This window comes from Janthinobacterium sp. JC611 (genome assembly GCF_018682595.1).
GTDB lineage: Bacteria > Pseudomonadota > Gammaproteobacteria > Burkholderiales > Burkholderiaceae_D > Janthinobacterium.
Window position 1 is genome coordinate 566,434 of the sequence record NZ_JAFLJN010000021.1, and the last position, 18,007, is coordinate 584,440.

The following is an 18,007-nucleotide window of genomic DNA, read 5'->3' on the forward strand; positions in this document are numbered from 1 at the left end:
CGCCGTGATGACTCCACAAATACAAGCTTTCTTCGACCCCGCCACCTCCACCGTCACCTATGTTGTATACGAGGCCGATGGCCGGGACTGCGCCATCATCGATTCCGTGCTCGACTACGATCCGAAGGCGGGCCGCACGTCGACCGCCTCGGCCGACAAGGTGATCGCCTTCGTGCGCGAACACGGCTTGCAGTGCCGCTGGCTGCTGGAAACCCACGCGCACGCCGATCATCTTTCCGCCGCGCCCTACCTGCAGCAGCAACTGGGCGGCGACGTCGCCATCGGCGCGGCCATCCAGACGGTACAGCGCGCCTTCGCCCAGGTTTACCACCAGGACGGCGCCAGGGCCGACGGCTCGCAGTTCGACCAGCTGTTCGCGCCCGACCAGGTGTTTCATATTGGCAAACTGGAGGTGCGCGCCCTGCACGTACCCGGCCACACGCCGGCGGACCTGGCGTACCAGATCGGCGACGCCGTGTTTGTCGGCGACACCCTGTTCATGCCGGACGTGGGTTCGGCCCGCTGCGACTTTCCCGGCGGCTCCGCTTCCCTGCTGTACCGCTCGGTGCAGCGATTGCTGTCGCTGCCGCCGCAGACGCGGCTGTTCATGTGCCACGACTACCCGCCCAACGGCCGCGCGCCGCGCTGGGAAGTGACGGTGGCCGAACAGCGCGCCAACAATATCCACTTGCGCGACGGCATCACGGAAGAACAGTTCGTGGCCATGCGCACCAGCCGCGACGCCACCCTGGACATGCCGACATTGATCTTGCCCGCCATCCAGGTCAACATCAACGCGGGCAAGCTGCCCGAGCCGGAAGAGAACGGCGTGCGCTACCTCAAAATACCGCTGAACGCCATCTGACCATCCCGGCGGTCCCCGCCCGCCGCGCCGCCTTTCTTGACACCACGCAAGTTCCACCTCAGGCAATCCGCATACAGTGCAGATTGCCTGAGTTCGCTTGGGCGCCGCCCTTCCTCTTTCACGTTGACGGAGCGCCCGCATGTCGCCCGACCCTACGCTGGATCGCCATTGCATCCTGCTCGCCGAAGCCGAAGACACGACCTTGTTCAGCCATGCGCTGCTCCAGGCCGTCACGCGCCTGCCCCGCCCCGGCATCGTCATCTTCGTGCATGGCGTCAATTCCGACGGCGAATGGTATGAGCAGGCCGAACAAGGCCTGTGCGCCGGCCTGAATGCGCGCCTGAAACGCCGCGACGAGGATCTGGCGATCCCGGGCCCGGCCGCCGGGCAGATGCAGGCCGCCACTTACGCGCGCGAATTGACGGATGACGGCTTCCTCAACCCCAAGCGCAACGCCACCACCTTCCTGCAGGCGGACAACGCCAATTCCCCCGTGATCCGCTTCCGCTGGGGCTACAAGGCCAACGGCGAGGAATTGCAAGCGTTTGGCGACGGCATCTATCTCAACGAAAAGAATTACTGGGGCGGCGGACCGTTCGCCAACGGCTGCAGCGCCCTGCCCGATCTATGGGGCAAGGGATTGTCCGAGGAACTGTTCCTGTGGATGCATATCCAGCACATGAACCCGACAAATGACCGACAAGTGTATGCCTGTCCGCCGCGCCCGTATTTCGTGTTCGCCGCCTGGCGCCTGGCGCGCCTCGTGCAATCGATCAGGGCTTGCCAGCACGACGCGCCCGTCACCATCGTCTGCCATAGCCAGGGCAATATGGTGGCCATGGCGGCCGCCTTTCTCGGCGAAACGCTGGGCGCTTCCGCCGTGGCCGACAGTTACGTGCTGTGCAACCCGCCCTACAGCCTGCTCGACAGCAATTTCACGGAAAACTGGGTCAGCGGCCATTTGACGGACGAACATGGCAACACGGGCCGGCAAAAATACGCGGCGCGCACGCAAACCTTGAAAGCGTTTTTCAACATCCTGCGCACCCGCTCCGCCATGCAGCAGGATGCCGCCTTGGTCGACGAATTCAGCGCCAATCGCAAGCCTGAACGCAAGGACAGCTATACGGCCGCGTTCGACCGCGCAGACTACGGCTTGCACGGCTCTACCTATGGCAGGGTCACCCTGTATTTCAATCCGCACGACCAGGTGATTTCGGCCACGCCCGTGCAGGGCATAGGCTGGCGCGGCATGTCGGCGCAGGAAATTGCCGATACGGGTGGCGAAGGCGTCTTCACGCAGCGCGTGTTTGCGCAAAACCACTTCGTCGGCCAGGAAAATGAACAGGACTACGATATCTGGCAGCGCAATGGCCAGCCCTTGACGCCGGACAGCCCCGATTTCTGGCACCCGCGTTCGCTGCTCGCCGAGTACTCGATCGCAAAGGGCATGCGGGCCAGCAAAGGCATCGGGCGCAAGATACTGACTTTTTTGTTCGCGCCCATCGTCATCATTCTCGCCAAGACTGCCGGCACGCGCATCAACGCCCTGCCACCCAAGTCCTGGCGGCTGCCGATGAAGGCACCCAGGCTGCCCGAGGCATTCCTGCCGCACTCGAAGCGCTTCGCCGACATCAGCGAACAATTTGACGAAGGCTGCGATGCCCCGGCCGACTCCCTGCACAAGGAACGCGCCGCCGATGCCGATGACGCGTATGCGCCTTACCGTTCCCAGGGCAAGGGCGATGTGCACACCGAGGCGGCGCTGCGCTACGAACAGAACGGCATGCTGCGCATGCAGGCCAGGCGCGACGGCTGGGTGGAAAAAGGCAAGCCTGAGACGCCGGTGGACCAGTCGGAGGAGGCTTCCAAGGAATTCAAGGCCTGGCGCAAGCAGGAAATCCGGAACTACCTGGCCGCCAATATCGACACCCACGCCACCGATCACTCGACCATCATGACCAATCCCGAGCATGCGGAAAAGGCGCTGGCGTATGACGTGGCGGTGGGGGTGTGCACGATCAGGCAGGAGGATTTGCGCGAATTAAGGGTTGCGGCGGATTGGAGCCTATTGAAAGGCGCCTCTTTCGAGTCTAGCGAGTTCTTTGAGTACTACGACAATGGCACATTTAAAACTGTCCCTTTATTTACTTGGGCAAATGACAAAGACAGCCCCGCCAGAAAGCCGAAAGGCATCATAGACGAACGCCAGAATGCCAAGCCCGCCAGCACTCCCAGCAACTTTGCGCTGAGGACTGACGGTGCGTAAATTCATTGCCACGCCGCGCCAGCGACTGGCCTGGGCCCTCGTCACATTTCTCTTCGTCATTTTCCTGGCATGTTGGTCCATCTGGGCGGGCTATGCCGATCACCAGAATGTCCATTCACCTGGAGACTTCATGAAACAGTTCCTCGCGCTGCCCACGCTCGCCGCCTGCTCCATGTTTGCGCTATTGACGGCCTGCGCCATGAAGCCGACGCAGAAAGAAGACGGCCTCCCAACAACCACTGTCCAAGCTCCCTTCCGGGCACAGGTCGTGGGCCTGCAGTGGCTCAACCCTCTGCAACGGCGCGACTATCCCACCGAGTGGCAACTGCTCTGGACGCTTGGCCTGGCCAAACCCAACATGAATGACGATATGGTCAGGACGGATCCCAGGGGTTTCAGCACCTTGCAGGCCGTCGCCCCCATTGCCCACGATCTCGATGGCAGGGAAACGTTCAAGGGCTATCACCATAAATATCTGCGCGAGCTAATGAGCAATTTCCACGACATTTACTATTCCAGCCCCACCTACTTCTACCATGTCTACCCCAAGGATAAAAAACAGAACTGGCGCGAACTGGCAGGCATCCGCGTCGAATATGCTCTGCCTGAAGGAAAATTCGATCTGGCAGAAGTGCACCAATTCACGCAGCAAACCATCACCAACACCTTCAACATCGGCAACCCCCACTTCCCCACCCTCTGGACCCGCGCCACCCCGCCCGACGTGCGCATCACCCTGGGCGGCAACAATGCGGGCTTCGTCTCCCTGCAAGCCGCGCTGGCCTACCTGAAAGCGCATCCGGATCAAACCGTGTGGGTCATGAACTGGGATGCGCCGAGCCGGCCGAAGACCATGCAAATCAATGAAAACCTGGTGCTGCTGGTGCTGGCCGGCCCCGATTACAAGACGGAGCGCGCGGCGCTGGCGTGGATAGGCTATCCGGCCACGAAGAACGTGGCCGATTTTGAAACGGGCAAGGACCAGCCTCCGCGCGCAGTGCAGGCGTGGCAGGCCGTGTTTGCCGAGGCGGCGCGCCATGGCGGCAAGACGGAAGAAGACATCGGCTACGTCATCCACGATGCCAATAAAACCCTGCCCACCTCCTCCGACCGGCTGGGCCAGCTGGCGCACGCGCTGACCCTGGAAGTGCCGGACGTCGACTTCCTGCCGCAGACCTTCAATACGCCGGCCCTGCTGGGCGAAATGGGCGCCGGCACGGCGCTGACCAACGTGGCCCTCGCCATCGCCCATGCGAACCACGTCGGCAAGGCCGTGCTGGTGGCGGGCACCAGCGATCCTGACGGCGTCACGGGCGTGCTGGTCACGCCGCCGGCCAGCGTGCGCCCCATCGATCACGACCAGCCCTGGTTCCGCGCGCGCGGGGAGAATAACGCCTATCTGCCCTGGTGGGGCATCCGCCACGACACGGCGGACGACATGCAGGGCTATTCCAAATAAGGCGCTGCGGTGCTACACGGCCCGCACGCCGCGCCACAGCTGACGCTGGCCCATGTTCACCCGTTCCATCTCGCCCGAGGCCAGCAGCCGTTCCAGCGCGGCCTCGACCACGTCCGGCGGAAAACTGCCGCCCAGCCACCACTGCGCCACGCCTTCGGGCGTGTCGACGCCGTGCGGGCGGATGGCCAGGTAGGCGCGGATCTGGCCGCTGGCGGTCTCGATGTGGGTGTCGTTTTGTGTCATATCAATCCTTGTGGGCAAAGTTGCGAAGATTCCGGCAAGGCAGTCACCCGCGTCCCTTACTCGCCCTGCTCCGGCGCCCGCCCGATCTCGCCATCGAGATTGGCCAGGAACCACGCCAGCGACGACATCAGCGCCACGTTGCGCTTCAGGTTATCCGGGTCGACCTTGTCCAGCGTGTCGGCCGGCGTGTGGTGGTAGTGGAAGTAGCTGTGGCTGTCGACCAGCGGCTCGAAACTGGGCACGCCGCCCGTTTCCAGGCGGTGCAAGTCGCCCGTGCCCAGCGCGTCGCGGCGCGTGAAGGCGTGCGCGCCCATCGGCTGCAGGGCGGCGCGCAGGGGCGCGAACAGTTTTTCCGACTTCGGCCCCACGCTGGCGAGGATGCCGAACGGGCGGCCGGCGCCGCTGTCCATCTCGATGGCGGCATACTGCTTGCCCAAAGCCTGCTTGTGCGCCTCGAAATACGCCTGACCGCCGCGGCCGCCATTTTCCTCGTTCATCCAGGCGATCACGCGAATGGTGCGGCGCGGCCGGTAGTCGAGCTTTTTCAGGGTTTCCACCACGCCCATGGCCGCCACCACGCCGGCGCCGTCGTCGTGCGCACCCGTCGCCAGGTCCCAGGAATCGAGGTGGCCCGACACCACCACCACTTCGTCGGCCTTGTCCGTGCCCGGCCAGTCGGCGATGACGTTGTAGCTGTCGGCGTCCGGCAGGTTTTGCGGCGTCAGGGTCAGGTGCATTTTCAGGGGGCCGCGCGCGGCCAGGCGGCCCATCAGCAAGGCGTCTTCCACGGTGACGGCGGCGGCGGGAATGCGCTTGTTCTCGTCCAGGCCCGTGGCGCCCGCGTGCGGGATGCGGAAATTCGCGCCGCCGACCGAGCGCACCAGCGCGGCGGCCGCACCCAGGTCGGCCGCCGCCTTCGGCCCGAGGAAGCGCGCGCGCGAACCCTGGCCATAGGTGACGCCGGCCAGGCCCCGCTCGGCCATCTCCTGGTCGAACGGCGTGTCGATCAGCACGATGGCGCCCTTCACTTCCGCCGCGCGCGCCTTGAGGTCTTCCAGGCTCTTGACGATGATCACGGGCGCCGTCAGGCCGGCGGTCGGCGTGGCGCCCGAACCGCCCAGGGCGGTGAGCACCACGCGCTGCGACACGCCCTGCGGACGGCCCGCGTAATCGACGATTTCCGCCGTTTCCACGCCGCGCACCCAGTGCGGCACTTTCACGGGCTGCAAGGTGACGGTGGCGCCCAGCTGGCGCATGGTGTCGGCCACCTGCCGCACGGCGGCGGCCGCGCCGGCGGAACCGGACAGGCGCGGGCCGATCAGATCCGTCATGTCGGCCAGGCGGGTGTACGCCCAGTCGCTTTGCAGCGCGGTGTCGCGCACCTGCGCCAGCGCCTGCGGCGCATTGCCTGGCGCGGCGGCAAAGGCGCCGGCGCTGACGATGCAGCCAAGGGCAAGGGATACGGCGGAACGGCGCAGTGGGGCGCCAGTCAGGATGCTATGCATGTGTTCAAATCCAGTCAACGAGGTCGAAGCGGGTACGCCGTGGCCATGGGCAAGGCGCGACTTTTTCCACGATAGCGTATTTATTCTGTCATTGCAGCAACTTTTAAGGGATCGATTGCCTGTTTCCCCCGGAGTCGATTACCATGCAGATCGTGATCGCTACCGGATACCGCCATGCTCAAGGGAACACTCTGTACCGTCAGGCATTTGCAGGCCGCCGACCTGAACACCTATATTTCCCTCGTCAACGACCTGCCCTCGCGCGGCGAGTTTTTCTCGATGCAATTCAAGTCGCCCGAGGCCATGCGGCGCGACTTCCTGCAATCGGGCTTCGTCACCGAGGACAGCGAACTGTTCCTCATTGAGGACAAGGCCCAGCACATCATCGGCACGATCACGCACTTCAAGAGCCGCACGCCAGCCGCGCGCGAGATCGGTTACCGCCTGTTCGACCGGCAGCGGGACGGACAGGGCTACATCAGCGAAGCGACGCGCCTGCTGGTCGACTACCTGTTCAAGGCTTATCCGTATCACCGCCTGGAGCTGCTGATGGACCCGCTGAACGTCGGCTCCGAACGCATCGCGCAAAAGAACGGCTTTACTCAGGAAGGCTTGATGCGCCAGGCCTTCTTTATCAACGGCGTGATGCGCGATGTCAAAATGTACAGCCTGCTGCGCCCCGAATGGCAGGCGCGCCTGCGCTGACTTGTTACCGCCGGGGCGGGATTGTAATAAGTTGTATTAGACGTGGAACAAGCGGGTAGCAGCAGATATAGTCCAGTTCATGCAGATCATTGTGATCTCGCCGGAATGGAAGGAAATGCCATGTTGAACAAGAAACTCCTGGGTGCGGTAATGGTAGCGGCAGTGGCTGTGTCTTCGGCCGCAGTCGCCGGTGACCGCGACTTCAATACCGTTGCGGGCGCCGTAGTCGGAGCGGCCATTGGCAACAGCACCGGCGGGCGCAATGGCGCGATCGTCGGTGGCGTGCTGGGCGCCGCCGTCGGCAACAGCATCAGCACGAATGACCGCTATTACGACCGTGGCGGCTATCGCGGCGGTTACCGCGAAACCTATTATGCGCCGGCGCCGCAACCGGTGTACTACGCCCCCGCCCCGCAGCCCGTGTACTACGCGCCGCCACCGCGCTACTACGGCCCGCCGGCTGTCGTCTACGTGCAACCGGGCCGCGGCTACTACCGCGACTATGACCGCCGCGACTACTATGACCGCGGCCACGGCCACGGTCATGGCTGGGGCCATCGCCGTTAAGCGCCGCCCTGCGCCTGCACCATGAAAAACCTGCGCCAGCCTGCTGCCGCAGGTTTTTTTGCAATGAAAAAAATTTGGCAAATTCCACACTACGGATGCGCCGTGCATCCGGTGACATCCCGATAAAGTTCCAATTTCTCCGGACGCAATACGTATATTTGACGCCACACTGATTTAACGCAGGCGGTATTGGACCAGCAATGGCGTCATCTGCCAGTTGCTCCTAATCTGGAAGCTGGCTTTGACTGCCTCCCGGATAACAGCCATGTGGGACCTCTCCTCCATCCGTACGCACCTTGTTTCATTGAGCAACGATTTTTTTGCAGGCCTGCCGAGCTATAGCAAGAGAGTGCGCGTCAAAGGCAAACACAAGAGCCAGCTCCGGCGAAGAGTCGACGGGTATCAGCTGGCGCGCTTCGTCCACGCCTATTTTTCCCTCTATTTCGAAGGCATCGAAGCCTATGGTGATGCTTTCAACGGGACAGCGCACTATTCTCACGTTGACTTCGGCAACCTGGATGTCAAGGGCGCATTCGAACTCACGGAACTCCCTGCCCATTTTGTCCGGCACTACGGCATGCTGCTGCAATTCCATGCCTCTCATTTTGACACCTTCGACGCCAGATACCCTGAAGAGGCAGGCATCGTCATGGATATCGCCTTTGATGGCGGCCATATCGAACGTCTTTGCACTGTACGCTGCCATTTCAATGCCCGCGACACCTGGATCGGCACGGTACATCCGGATACGTCGTTCCAGCTTAGCGCTTGCAAAATTGAGTTGCTGTACGCATCCAGGGTGCGGTTTTCCTCCTTGAAACTGATTGATACGGTGGTTGCCGACGAAATCCAGCTTAACTATTGCATAGTCGAAGAGGCCGTTTTTGACCGGCTCAGCGTCAACAGGCGCGCCGCCTTCCTTGCCTGTACATTCTTACAGCCGCCCAGCACGCATGGGGCGACTTTCCCCGGCGATACGACGTTTCATGCCAGTGAATTTGGTCCCCACGTCGGATTGCTTTCCCCATTTCGGCGCTATGGCGCCTGGGATGGGCTGTATCAGCGATACCGGGCCCTGCGTGTGATCATGAAGACTGCCGGCGCTGTCCGGGAAGAGGCAATGTTTTTCGGTATGGAAATGCGCATGCGGCGATTGGCATTCGCCGCACATGGCAATCCGTACGTCAAGCTGTTGCAAATAGATTTTTTGCTCTCTTATCTATATGACGTCGTGTCCGGCTATGGCATCTCGATCAGGCGGGCCATCGTTACACTGCTGAGTTGGAATCTTCTGTTCTTTTTAGCATTTCTGTTGCTCTTGCCTGCGAACTGCGCTAACACTGCAGAGTGCGCGAATGCCGGAGGATCCTGCCGGGCAATCGAAGTGAAGGACGGCAAGATCACCTCCGCTCAGGCTCCAGGAATATGTACGGCTGCAACGCTGGCAGTACAAAACGCTATCAGCCCTGCCTCGGTGTTAAGCAGCGGTTCGGCGGTGCGGGTACACAGCGGCCTCTTGATTGTTCTCTCTCTGCTGCAGTCCATCGGCTCATTGAGCATTGGCGCCCTCCTTCTGCTGGCGATTCGGAATAATTTCCATCGTGGCAGCTAAGTAATCTCCAGGAAATTATCGTGAATTTATAGCAAACAGAAGTGAATGTGATGCAAGGCGCCCGGCGCGACGCAGTGCGAGCACTGCAAGCGATGGGTAACGCAGCAGTGCGCCACTTATGGAAGCTAGAAAACACAAGAATTTATTGGGGCTTACTTAGCCTTGAAAAGAGCGGCCCGTCAATCAGCCGCCACCAATAAGATAGCGACACAAGATAGATACGCGCCAGGGAACGCGGCTTGATTATTTAATAGACAAGCAAGGTATCACCCCTGCACAATATCGGCTAAGCTGTATCCTATGATCAACATTGCTGGCCGCCCGGACCGCACCAACCGATGCATTTAATCAAAGACGCGCTCGATTTCGGCCCCTGGCTCGACGCCGCCGCCGGCAGCAGCGTGGGCGCCGGCCCCTGGCCGCGCCGCGAGAACCAGGACAACTTCCTGCTGATCGATGCGACGGGCCACGCCGTCTGCCTGTCGGGCCAGGCGCCGTTCCACTGCCAGGTACCCGGCTGGCCGCGCGGCCATGTGCGCGCCGCCGTGCTCGACGGCATGGGCGGCCACGGCCAGGGGCGCGAAGCGGCGGAAGCGGCCGTGCAAGGCTTGCTGGCCATCCCTGCCTGCCTCGACACGGCCAGCCTGGCAGCCAGGCTCGACGAGCTGCACACGCGGCTGCAGGACAGTTTCGCCAGGACCGCGCCCGACCAGGCGCGCCCGCCCGGCACCACCCTGACCTTGCTGGAAGTGCCGCCCGGCGAAGCGCCGCTGCTGTATCACGTGGGCGATTCGCGCCTGTATGAAATTGCCGACGGGGCGGCCGGCATCCTCACCGTCGATCACGTGCCGGCCACCGTGTACGCCATGCGCGGCGCGCTCGATGAGACGCGCTGGCGCGCCGCCGTGCACGGCGAACACCACCCGCAAATCTCGCAGGCCTTCATTTTAGGCAACGCCATCAGCGACAGCTTGCAGCTCGACAAGCCCCTGCGCGGCCTCGATGCGGCCACCCTGCCGCCCTTCCTCGCCCACCTGGGCGACCGCCGCGTGCTGCGCGTGCGCCCCGACGCCCATTATTTGCTGGCCAGCGACGGCTTCTGGGCCTGCGAGGACCCGCTGGCCCACACGGCCCGCTGGCCCGCCTTGTGCGCCGGCAAGACTGCGGCACAGGCCGTCAACGCCCTGTTCGACGATTTTCTTTCGCATCCGCCCAAAGGCTTGTATAGCGACAACATCACCATGCTGGCGCTGCGCTTCGATGCGGCGTTCAGCGCCCCAGGCGGCTAGCGGCCAGATAGCCGGCCGTCGCCGACACGGCCGACAGCACGGCGCCCCAGGCCATGTCGATCGCCGTCAGGGCCAGCGGCCAGTCGCGCAAGGTCGCATAGTTGCTCAAATCATAAGTTCCGTAGGCCAGCAGGCCGAGCAGCGCGCCCAGTGTTGCCGCCGTGCGTACGCGCCGCGCGCGCAGGCCTGGCAAGATGGCAAAGACCAGCAGCCCAGCCACGTACAGCAGATAAAACAGCACGGCCGGCGCCCAGCGGGGAGACTCCGCCAGCAGCGGCCCCAGCGCCGCGGCATACACGGGTTTCATCAGCACCGCCAGCCACAAGGCGTCGATGGCGAGGAAGACGCACAAGGTGGCGCCATAGGCAATGGCAAGCTGGAGCGGGCGTTGGACAGGCATGGTCATCTCTCGGCGTCAGGCCGCGCATGGGGGTAGCGCTTGCGCCAGCATAATGCAAAACGCCGCCACGCTGCCGGCGCCCCGCAAAAAATCAACCACGGCCACGGCGCACACGCGCATTGATGGGAAGCGACGCCATGCCATATCAAAATAACATATCCAGAAAGATATTAAATGTGCTTTTGAGCAATAGTTTCCATGGCATGCATGACCAGCTGTGACCAGGGGCATGAATTTGGGCAAAAAGAGCGCATTCCGGCGCTGCGGAAGTTGCCAAGCGGGCGCAAAAGCGCGTAAGCTCTCATGTATAACAGAGGGCAAAATATCGCCGCTCGATTCGAGTCAGAATGTCATGAAAAAATGCAGCAACCCGGAGCACCCGCACTGTACGTTCTGGGTCTTGCCTGGGGAAACAGTCTGCGCGGGCAACCACCCGCAAGCGACGACCGCCCCCAGCAGCTACGACCTGTTGACCGCACTGCGCAGCACCCGTTCCGAGCCCTCGGCAACGGCGCTTCCGCGCGCCCCTGCCCATGACGCCGTCTTGCAAGCCGTGAACCGCGATGTGCCAGCCTGCGCCGCGCCTGCGGCACCGGCGGCCTACCAGCCCGTGCAAGCCCATCTGCACATCAGCGGCTTCGATCCCCGCGCGGCGGGCGGACGGCAAACCCTGAAAATGGAACTGCGCGGCATGAGCGCCGCCTGCGCGCCGCAGCTGACCTTGCGCCTGCGCTCTGACCTGATCCCGCGCGGTGCCGTCCAGCATGATTTCCTGCGCACCACACGCGGCGACTGGCGTCCCGTGTTTGTCGAGTTTTCCTCACGCAACAAGGAACACGGGCAATATCAGATCGACGTGGAAGTGCGTAGCCATGTCGATGGCGCCGTGGCGCAAAAATGGGTATGCACCTTCGTCATCCTCGTGCCGCGCCGCGACGCCACCCTGACGGAAATCCACCAGATCTTCCTCAGCACGCACAAGAACGTGCGCGTGATGGCCGACGACGCCTCGATCGCCCGCGTGACGGGCGGCGACGGCTGCAACCTCGACGTGACGGCGCGCAATGCCGGCATCGCCCACGTGGATTTATCCGCGCCGCAAGGCAAGATCGACATGGGCTTTACCACCATCGCCTGGGACGAGGAGCTGATCGAAGTCGACCTGCCCGCCGCCAGCCACTGCCATCCGCACCCGAGCCAAGCCGCCTGCCTCGTCAATGCGGCGCCGGAAGCGGGCGAGCAGCGCCAGATCCGCCTGTTCGCGCTGGAAGAATGCATGCTGGGCCGTTTCGAACTGGTGGACCCGGAAGCCGACGTGCTGCTCAGCCATTTCAGCCCGGACGGCCAGGATAACAATGGCTTGACGCGCCGCCTGTCAGGGCGCCATGCCATCATCCGGCGCGGCCAGCAAGGCTTTGAAATCGAGGACGTGTCGCGCTACGGCGTGCTGCTCGACGGCGTGTGGCCCGGCAAGCACAAGCCCGTCGCCCTGCGCCTGGGCATGCGCATCGAATTGTCGGCCAGCATCAAGGGCATCGTCGTGCTCAGCGTCACGGCCCTGCTCGCGCATGGCGTGATCCTGCACCGCATCGACCATGGCGCCCGCGCCGAGTGTTTTTATTTGCTGCTGCCCGAGGCCCAGCCTGCACCGGCCAGCCACCTGGCCACGCCGCAGGCCAGCTGCCTGCCCGTGCTGTTCCACCGCAACGGTGGTTTCTGGCATCTGGACACGGCCAGCGGCAAGGAAACCGCGCTGGCCCCGTCCACCGCGCTCGACAAGCTCAGCGGCTTCGCGCGGCACAAGCGCTTCGCCAGCGAACCGTATCCGGAATGCTGGATCATCCGCACCGAAGGTGCTGCGCTGTGCGAGAGCAGCGCGCTGACAGCATAGCAATCCCCCCATACGCCAGCGCCTGAAAAATAGTCAATGCAACGCAGCTATGGACCTTCGGACGCTAGCGCGGCACCAGTACGAGAAAAATCATCGACAAGCCCAGAATAAACACCGCTTCCAGCGTAAACACGATGGCGGGAATCTGCAGTTCGCGCGGGATTTTCATGGCGACACCTCTTCAAAACGTGGGACTGCCTTCAGCATAGCGCGCCGTGCGCCAATTGCATTATCAGCCACACAATAGACTTGACCGCCCGGCATGACTTGCCGCCTTAGCTGCCCAGGCCTTCGCTACACACAATTTAACAATTTCATAGCAGATATTCTGCAATTAGCACCCCTCCACCTCCCTCAATACTGTATATTTGTCCAGTTAATTTCCTCCCTGCATTTCACACAACGCCCGCATGGCGTTTTACATTTTATGGCTTCCAATAAAGCGCATCATGCGACCGGTTGGGCTGCCGGCGTGATCGCCGCGGCCCTGGTCGCGCACGCCGGCGCCGGTGGCCCCTATCAAGTGCTGAGCATGCTCGCCTTTATCATGGGCGCGCTGGGCGGCACGGCGCCGGACTGGCTGGAAGTGGCCTGGTGGGCGCGCACGCACCGGCTGTGGATCACGCACCGCACCTGGACCCACTGGGGCCTGGCCTGGATCGCCCTGCTCGTCTACACTTGGATGCAGTTGCCGCATCACCTGTGGGCGCCGCCCCTGTTCGGCTTTGCCGCCGGCGGCATCATGCATTTGCTGGCCGACTGGCCCAATCCGCTGGGCGTGCCGTGGATCTTCCGCCGTCACTCGCTGCGCTGGTGGAAAAGCGGCCGCCACGACATCATCGTCATCATCGCCGCCTGGCTGGCCGCCACCGTCGTGGCCGACCACGTGTTTTTTGACGGCATCCACCTGCGGCGCACCGTGCTGGCGTTGCAAGGCTTGCTGCACTGGTCCGCCACCGCGCTGCAGCAAGCCTGGGCGGATCTGCAACAGTGGCAGGAGCGCTGGCGCCTGGGCGGCGACGCCAATTGACGCCGGCGCCGTGGCAATGTGATAATGAGTATCATTCTCAAACAGCCCAGCCAGCCGGCACCCCGCGTTCCGTCAGCCCAGCCCTTCCCTTGCCTGGAGAACGCAGTGAGTACCGTCCGCCCCGTCCATGCCATCGACCTGAGCAAGCTGTACAGCGAGCACCACGGCTGGCTGTATGGCTGGCTGCGCGGCAAGCTGGGCAACCGCGCCGAGGCGGCCGACCTGGCGCAGGACACCTTTTTACGCCTGCTGGGCAAGCGCGAGGTGACACCGCTGCGCGAGCCGCGCGGCTACCTGGCGACCATCGCGCGCGGCTTGCTGATCGACCGCTACCGGCGCCAGGCGCTGGAACAGGCTTACCTGGAAGCGCTGGCGCAGCAAGCCGAGCCGACATCGATGTGCGCCGAAACGCATGCCATCATCATCGAAACCCTGCTCGCCATCGACCGCCTGCTCGACCGCCTGGGCGCGCGCACGCGGGCCATCTTCCTGCTGGCGCAAATCGAGGAGCTCAGCCATGCGGACATCAGCCGGCGCCTCGGCGTCTCCCTGCCGACGGTGAAAAAACACCTGGTGCGCGCCTACACGGAATGCCTGATGCTGGCGGCCACATGATGTCTGGCACGGTTACCGCTTCCGCGCCCATCGCCCGCAAGGTGCTGGCCGCCGCCGCCCACTGGCATGTGGAACTGCAGGGCGGCAGCGCCGACCCTGCCGCCCTGCAGGCATGGCGCGACGCCAGCGCCGAGCATGAACGGGCCTGGGAGCTGCTGCAACGCATGGATGGCCAGCTGGCCGCGCTGCAACCCGCGCTGGCCCTGCCCGCGCTGCAGGCGGCGCGGCAGCGCCGGCGCGCGGCCGCGAAAGTGCTGGCCATGCTGGTGGCCGCCGGCGGCGGCATCGCGCTGGGCCAGGCGGGCCTGCAGTCCGGCGCATGGCAAGCCCTGACGGCGTCCTTGCGCACGGCGCCGGGCCAGCGCCGCCACGTCACCTTGGCCGATGGCGGGCGCCTGGAGGTCAATACGGATAGCGCCCTGGACGTCGCCTACAGCGCCACGCAGCGCCGCATCCGCCTGCACCATGGCGAAATCATGATTACGACGGCGCCCGATCCGCGCCCCTTCCTCGTCGACACGCCGCACGGCGTGATACGCGCGCTGGGCACGCGCTTCGGCATACGCTGCGACGACGATGGCGGCACCGTCAGCGTTTTCGAGCACGCCGTGGAGGTGCGCTGCGCGGCGCGACCGGACGCCGTGCGGCGCCTGGAAGCGGGGCAGCATCTGCGCTTCGGCGCCACCGGCGCGCAGGAGATATCGAGCATGCCCGCGCACCAGGACAGCTGGCTGCGCGGCATGCTGGTGGCCGCCGACTGGCCGCTGCAACAGTTGGTGGCGGAGCTGGCGCGCTACCGGCGCGGGCGTCTCGTCTGCGACACCAAAGTGGCGCGGCGCCCCGTCACGGGCACCTACCGCCTTGACGATATCGACGCCGTGCTGGAAAGCCTGTGCGCCTCGCACGGGCTGCAAGTGACGTACTTCACGCGCTACTGGGCCACGGTGGCGGCCCGGCCGGCATAATTATTTGCAGTTTTTTTGCGCCAGGGGTTGGTGTTTCGCTGCGCTGCTTCGGCTTGACAAGTAAGACGCCGATTCATAGGCCAATTCTTATCCCTTAGAGCAGAAAGACCGAGCATGCAGCTGACCACCCCCGTCCTTCATCCCGCCGCGCGCGCCATCCGCCTGGCCATCCTCGCCATGGCGTGCACCGTCCCCGCCGCCTTCATCGCCGCGCCCGCACTGGCGCAAGGCCAGGCCGCCGCCGCGTCACAAAGCTACGCTATCAACGCCGGCCCGCTGGCCACCGCCCTCAACGATTTTGCCGTGGCCGCCGGCGTCAGCCTGTCGACCGATCCGGCGCAGACGCGGGGACTGCGTTCGTCCGGCGTGCGCGGCAGCCACACGGTGGCGCGGGGTTTCGCCCAGGTGCTGGCCGGCAGCGGCCTGGAAGCCGTGCAACTGCCGAACGGCGCCTACGTGCTGCGCCAGGCGGCGCCCTCCTCCGCCTCGGCATCCAGCGTGGAAAAGACCATGGCGCCCGTGACGGTCAGCGCCAGCATGGAGCGCGACCCCGTCAGTGAACACAGCAACTCGTATGCGGCGCGCGCCGTCACCGTCGGCAAGGGCGTGCAAACCCTGCGGGAGATTCCCCAGTCCGTCAGCGTCGTCACGCGCCAGAAGATGGACGACCAGAACCTCAACACCATCGACGCCGTGCTGGCCAACACCACGGGCATCACCATGTACGACAGCCCGATGGGCGGGCGCTACGTGTATTCGCGCGGCTTCATGGTGGAGACGTACCAGTTCGACGGCGTGAACCGCGCCATGTACTACCCGCAGGCGAACAGCTTTACCAGCAATACGGCCATGCTCGATCGCGTGGAAATCGTGCGCGGCGCCACGGGCCTGTTGCAGGGCACGGGCTCGCCCGGCGCCGCCATCAACATGGTGCGCAAGCGCCCGCTGGGGGAAAAGCAGGTGCAGCTGGCGCTTGGCGCGGGCCGCTGGAACGACGTGCGCGGCGAAGTCGATGTCACCGGTCCGCTGAACGCGTCGGGCAGCATGCGCGGCCGCGCCGTGGCCGCGCATGAGCAGCGCGATTATTTCTATGACGTGGCCGACAGCCGCACGGACGTGCTGTACGGCGTGCTGGAATTCGACCTGGCGCCGGGCAGCAAGCTGACGACGGGCGCCAGCGACGAAAAGCTGCACTCGACGCCGTTCTTTTCCGGCATGCCCCGCTACCTCGATGGCAGCGACCCGAAGCTGCCCCGTGCAACCTTCCTGGGCGCCGACTGGAACCGCTGGAACAGCAAACAGACGGCCGTCTTCGCCGAATTCGAACACCGCTTCGATGCCGACTGGTCGCTCAAGGCCAGCGCCAACTACACGCGTGAGCGGCATGACGTGAAATACATGTTCAGCCAGGGCGCGCTCGATCCCGCCACCCTGGCCGGCATGATGATGTACGGCGGCGTGTTCGACTACGGCAGCACCAACAAGGGCATCGACCTGTCGCTCGATGGCAAATTCAACGCCTTCGGCCGCCGCCACGGCTTCAGCGCCGGTATCAGCACGAACCGTCTGGAAAGCGACAGCGATTTCAGCCTGGCCCTGCTGCAGCAAGCGAACAAGCCGCTGCAGCCGAATCACGGCGTGGCCGAGCCGGGCGACGCCTGGTTCCGCGCACACAGCTACCGGGGCGACCCCAGTGTGACGAAGATGACGCAGACGGGCGCCTACGGCGTGGCCCGCTTCAGCGTCAGCGATCCGCTCACCGTGGTGGCCGGCGCGCGCGTATCGAACTACAAATGGAGCAGCGTGTACCGCGACACGGGCGAGGTGTACATCGATCCCTACCGCGAAAACGGCGTCGTCACGCCGTATGGCGGCGTCATTTACGCGTTTGACAAGCGCTGGTCCGGCTACGCCAGCGTCTCCGACATCTTCCAGCCGCAGAACCAGCGCACGGCCGACGGCGCCCTGCTCGACCCGCTCAAGGGCCGCAACCTGGAAGCGGGCGTGAAAGGTGAACTGTTCGACGGCAAGGTGAATGCCTCGCTGGCGCTGTTCCGCATCGAGCAGCGCAACCGCGCGGAACTCGACCTGGTGAATACCTGCTCGTCCGGCACGGAATGCTATTTCTCGACGGGCAAGGTGCGCAGCGAAGGCCTCGATGCGGAAATCAGCGGCGAAGTGGCGCGCGGCTGGCAGCTGTTCGCCGGCTACACCTTGAACAATTTTAAATATCTGGACCAGACGTCGAGCGCGGGCGTGATGTTTGCCAGCACCTACTCGCCGCGCCACATGCTGCGCGCGTGGAGCGATTACCGCCTGCCCGGCGCCTTGCAGCAGTGGAGCGTGGGCGGCGGGGTGAATTTCCAGACGGAGAGCTCGCGCATCACGCGCGACGTGACCGTGGCGCAAGGCGCGTACGCCTTGTGGAGCGCGCGCGCCGCCTGGCAGATCGACCGCAACTGGACGGCGGCGCTGTCCGTGACGAACCTGCTCGACAAGCGCTACTACCAGACGGTGGGTGCACCGGCCTGGGGCAATTTCTATGGCGAGCCGCGCAAGGCCGCATTGACCTTGCGCGCGCGCTTCTGAACG

15 protein-coding genes are annotated in these 18,007 nt (G+C 64.1%); 12 read left to right on the top strand and 3 right to left on the bottom strand.

The annotated features are described in order from the left end of the window. Positions 1–7 precede the first annotated feature (7 nt). The 3 genes from J0O65_RS16970 (at position 8) to J0O65_RS16980 (ending at position 4,593) form a co-directional block, all read left to right on the top strand. A complete protein-coding gene (locus tag J0O65_RS16970) occupies positions 8–865 on the top strand; it encodes an MBL fold metallo-hydrolase (protein WP_215408448.1) in 858 nt (285 codons plus the stop codon). Positions 866–1,004: 139 nt separating this feature from the next. Beyond that, entirely contained in the window at positions 1,005–3,134 is a 2,130-nt protein-coding gene (locus J0O65_RS16975) for a T6SS effector phospholipase Tle3 domain-containing protein (RefSeq protein WP_215408449.1), read from the top strand. 130 nt (positions 3,135–3,264) lie between these two features. After that, complete coding sequence (locus tag J0O65_RS16980) at positions 3,265–4,593, top strand: hypothetical protein (protein ID WP_251373788.1); 1,329 nt, start codon at positions 3,265–3,267, stop codon at positions 4,591–4,593. Between the two features lie 12 nt (positions 4,594–4,605). Here J0O65_RS16980 and J0O65_RS16985 read toward each other — a convergent pair whose 3' ends face one another. Beyond that, entirely contained in the window at positions 4,606–4,836 is a 231-nt protein-coding gene (locus tag J0O65_RS16985) for a hypothetical protein (protein WP_215408450.1), read from the bottom strand. 56 nt (positions 4,837–4,892) lie between these two features. Beyond that, complete coding sequence (locus J0O65_RS16990; protein WP_215408451.1) at positions 4,893–6,341, bottom strand: M20/M25/M40 family metallo-hydrolase; 1,449 nt, start codon at positions 6,339–6,341, stop codon at positions 4,893–4,895. A 174-nt stretch (positions 6,342–6,515) separates the two neighbouring features. Between J0O65_RS16990 and J0O65_RS16995 the strand changes: the two genes are divergently transcribed. The 4 genes from J0O65_RS16995 (at position 6,516) to J0O65_RS17010 (ending at position 10,514) form a co-directional block, all read left to right on the top strand. Further along, a complete protein-coding gene (locus J0O65_RS16995; protein WP_215408452.1) occupies positions 6,516–7,046 on the top strand; it encodes a GNAT family N-acetyltransferase in 531 nt (176 codons plus the stop codon). 168 nt (positions 7,047–7,214) lie between these two features. Further along, on the top strand, positions 7,215–7,613 hold the full coding sequence (locus J0O65_RS17000; protein ID WP_502793570.1) for a glycine zipper 2TM domain-containing protein: 399 nt from the start codon (positions 7,215–7,217) through the stop codon (positions 7,611–7,613). Between the two features lie 265 nt (positions 7,614–7,878). Beyond that, entirely contained in the window at positions 7,879–9,225 is a 1,347-nt protein-coding gene (locus J0O65_RS17005; RefSeq protein WP_215408453.1) for a hypothetical protein, read from the top strand. Positions 9,226–9,563: 338 nt separating this feature from the next. Further along, complete coding sequence (locus tag J0O65_RS17010; protein WP_215408454.1) at positions 9,564–10,514, top strand: PP2C family protein-serine/threonine phosphatase; 951 nt, start codon at positions 9,564–9,566, stop codon at positions 10,512–10,514. Here the strand turns inward: J0O65_RS17010 and J0O65_RS17015 are convergent. Continuing rightward, entirely contained in the window at positions 10,495–10,914 is a 420-nt protein-coding gene (locus J0O65_RS17015) for a DUF2177 family protein (RefSeq protein WP_215408455.1), read from the bottom strand. The genes J0O65_RS17010 and J0O65_RS17015 overlap by 20 nt on opposite strands. 352 nt (positions 10,915–11,266) lie before the next feature. On the opposite strand from J0O65_RS17015, the gene J0O65_RS17020 reads away from it, so the two are divergent. The 5 genes from J0O65_RS17020 to J0O65_RS17040 all read left to right on the top strand — a co-directional run bounded on the left by J0O65_RS17020 (position 11,267) and on the right by J0O65_RS17040 (position 18,004). Next, positions 11,267–12,805 carry an FHA domain-containing protein gene (locus J0O65_RS17020; protein WP_251373789.1) on the top strand — a complete coding sequence of 513 codons (1,539 nt, stop codon included), beginning with the start codon at positions 11,267–11,269 and terminating at the stop codon, positions 12,803–12,805. A gap of 427 nt (positions 12,806–13,232) precedes the next feature. After that, positions 13,233–13,835: a metal-dependent hydrolase gene (locus J0O65_RS17025; RefSeq protein ID WP_215408456.1), complete on the top strand. Its 603-nt coding sequence runs from the start codon at positions 13,233–13,235 to the stop codon at positions 13,833–13,835. 105 nt (positions 13,836–13,940) lie between these two features. Continuing rightward, the gene (locus J0O65_RS17030; RefSeq protein ID WP_353056209.1) at positions 13,941–14,450 is read left to right on the top strand and encodes a sigma-70 family RNA polymerase sigma factor; all 510 of its coding nucleotides are present in this window, start codon (positions 13,941–13,943) and stop codon (positions 14,448–14,450) included. Further along, entirely contained in the window at positions 14,447–15,415 is a 969-nt protein-coding gene (locus J0O65_RS17035) for a FecR domain-containing protein (protein WP_215408458.1), read from the top strand. Before J0O65_RS17030 ends, J0O65_RS17035 begins: the two co-directional genes overlap by 4 nt. 114 nt (positions 15,416–15,529) lie before the next feature. Next, positions 15,530–18,004, top strand: a complete 2,475-nt coding sequence (locus J0O65_RS17040; protein ID WP_215408459.1) for a TonB-dependent siderophore receptor — start codon at positions 15,530–15,532, stop codon at positions 18,002–18,004. Positions 18,005–18,007 lie beyond the last annotated feature (3 nt).

Bases quoted from the DNA above. Each gene is read 5' to 3' on its own strand.
- J0O65_RS16970 (WP_215408448.1), top strand. From the start codon at position 8: ATGACTCCACAAATACAAGCTTTCTTCGACCCCGCCACCTCCACCGTC.
- J0O65_RS16975 (WP_215408449.1), top strand. From the start codon at position 1,005: ATGTCGCCCGACCCTACGCTGGATCGCCATTGCATCCTGCTCGCCGAA.
- J0O65_RS16980 (WP_251373788.1), top strand. From the start codon at position 3,265: ATGAAACAGTTCCTCGCGCTGCCCACGCTCGCCGCCTGCTCCATGTTT.
- J0O65_RS16985 (WP_215408450.1), bottom strand. From the start codon at position 4,836: ATGACACAAAACGACACCCACATCGAGACCGCCAGCGGCCAGATCCGC.
- J0O65_RS16990 (WP_215408451.1), bottom strand. From the start codon at position 6,341: ATGCATAGCATCCTGACTGGCGCCCCACTGCGCCGTTCCGCCGTATCC.
- J0O65_RS16995 (WP_215408452.1), top strand. From the start codon at position 6,516: ATGCTCAAGGGAACACTCTGTACCGTCAGGCATTTGCAGGCCGCCGAC.
- J0O65_RS17005 (WP_215408453.1), top strand. From the start codon at position 7,879: ATGTGGGACCTCTCCTCCATCCGTACGCACCTTGTTTCATTGAGCAAC.
- J0O65_RS17010 (WP_215408454.1), top strand. From the start codon at position 9,564: ATGCATTTAATCAAAGACGCGCTCGATTTCGGCCCCTGGCTCGACGCC.
- J0O65_RS17015 (WP_215408455.1), bottom strand. From the start codon at position 10,914: ATGCCTGTCCAACGCCCGCTCCAGCTTGCCATTGCCTATGGCGCCACC.
- J0O65_RS17020 (WP_251373789.1), top strand. From the start codon at position 11,267: ATGAAAAAATGCAGCAACCCGGAGCACCCGCACTGTACGTTCTGGGTC.
- J0O65_RS17025 (WP_215408456.1), top strand. From the start codon at position 13,233: ATGGCTTCCAATAAAGCGCATCATGCGACCGGTTGGGCTGCCGGCGTG.
- J0O65_RS17035 (WP_215408458.1), top strand. From the start codon at position 14,447: ATGATGTCTGGCACGGTTACCGCTTCCGCGCCCATCGCCCGCAAGGTG.
- J0O65_RS17040 (WP_215408459.1), top strand. From the start codon at position 15,530: ATGCAGCTGACCACCCCCGTCCTTCATCCCGCCGCGCGCGCCATCCGC.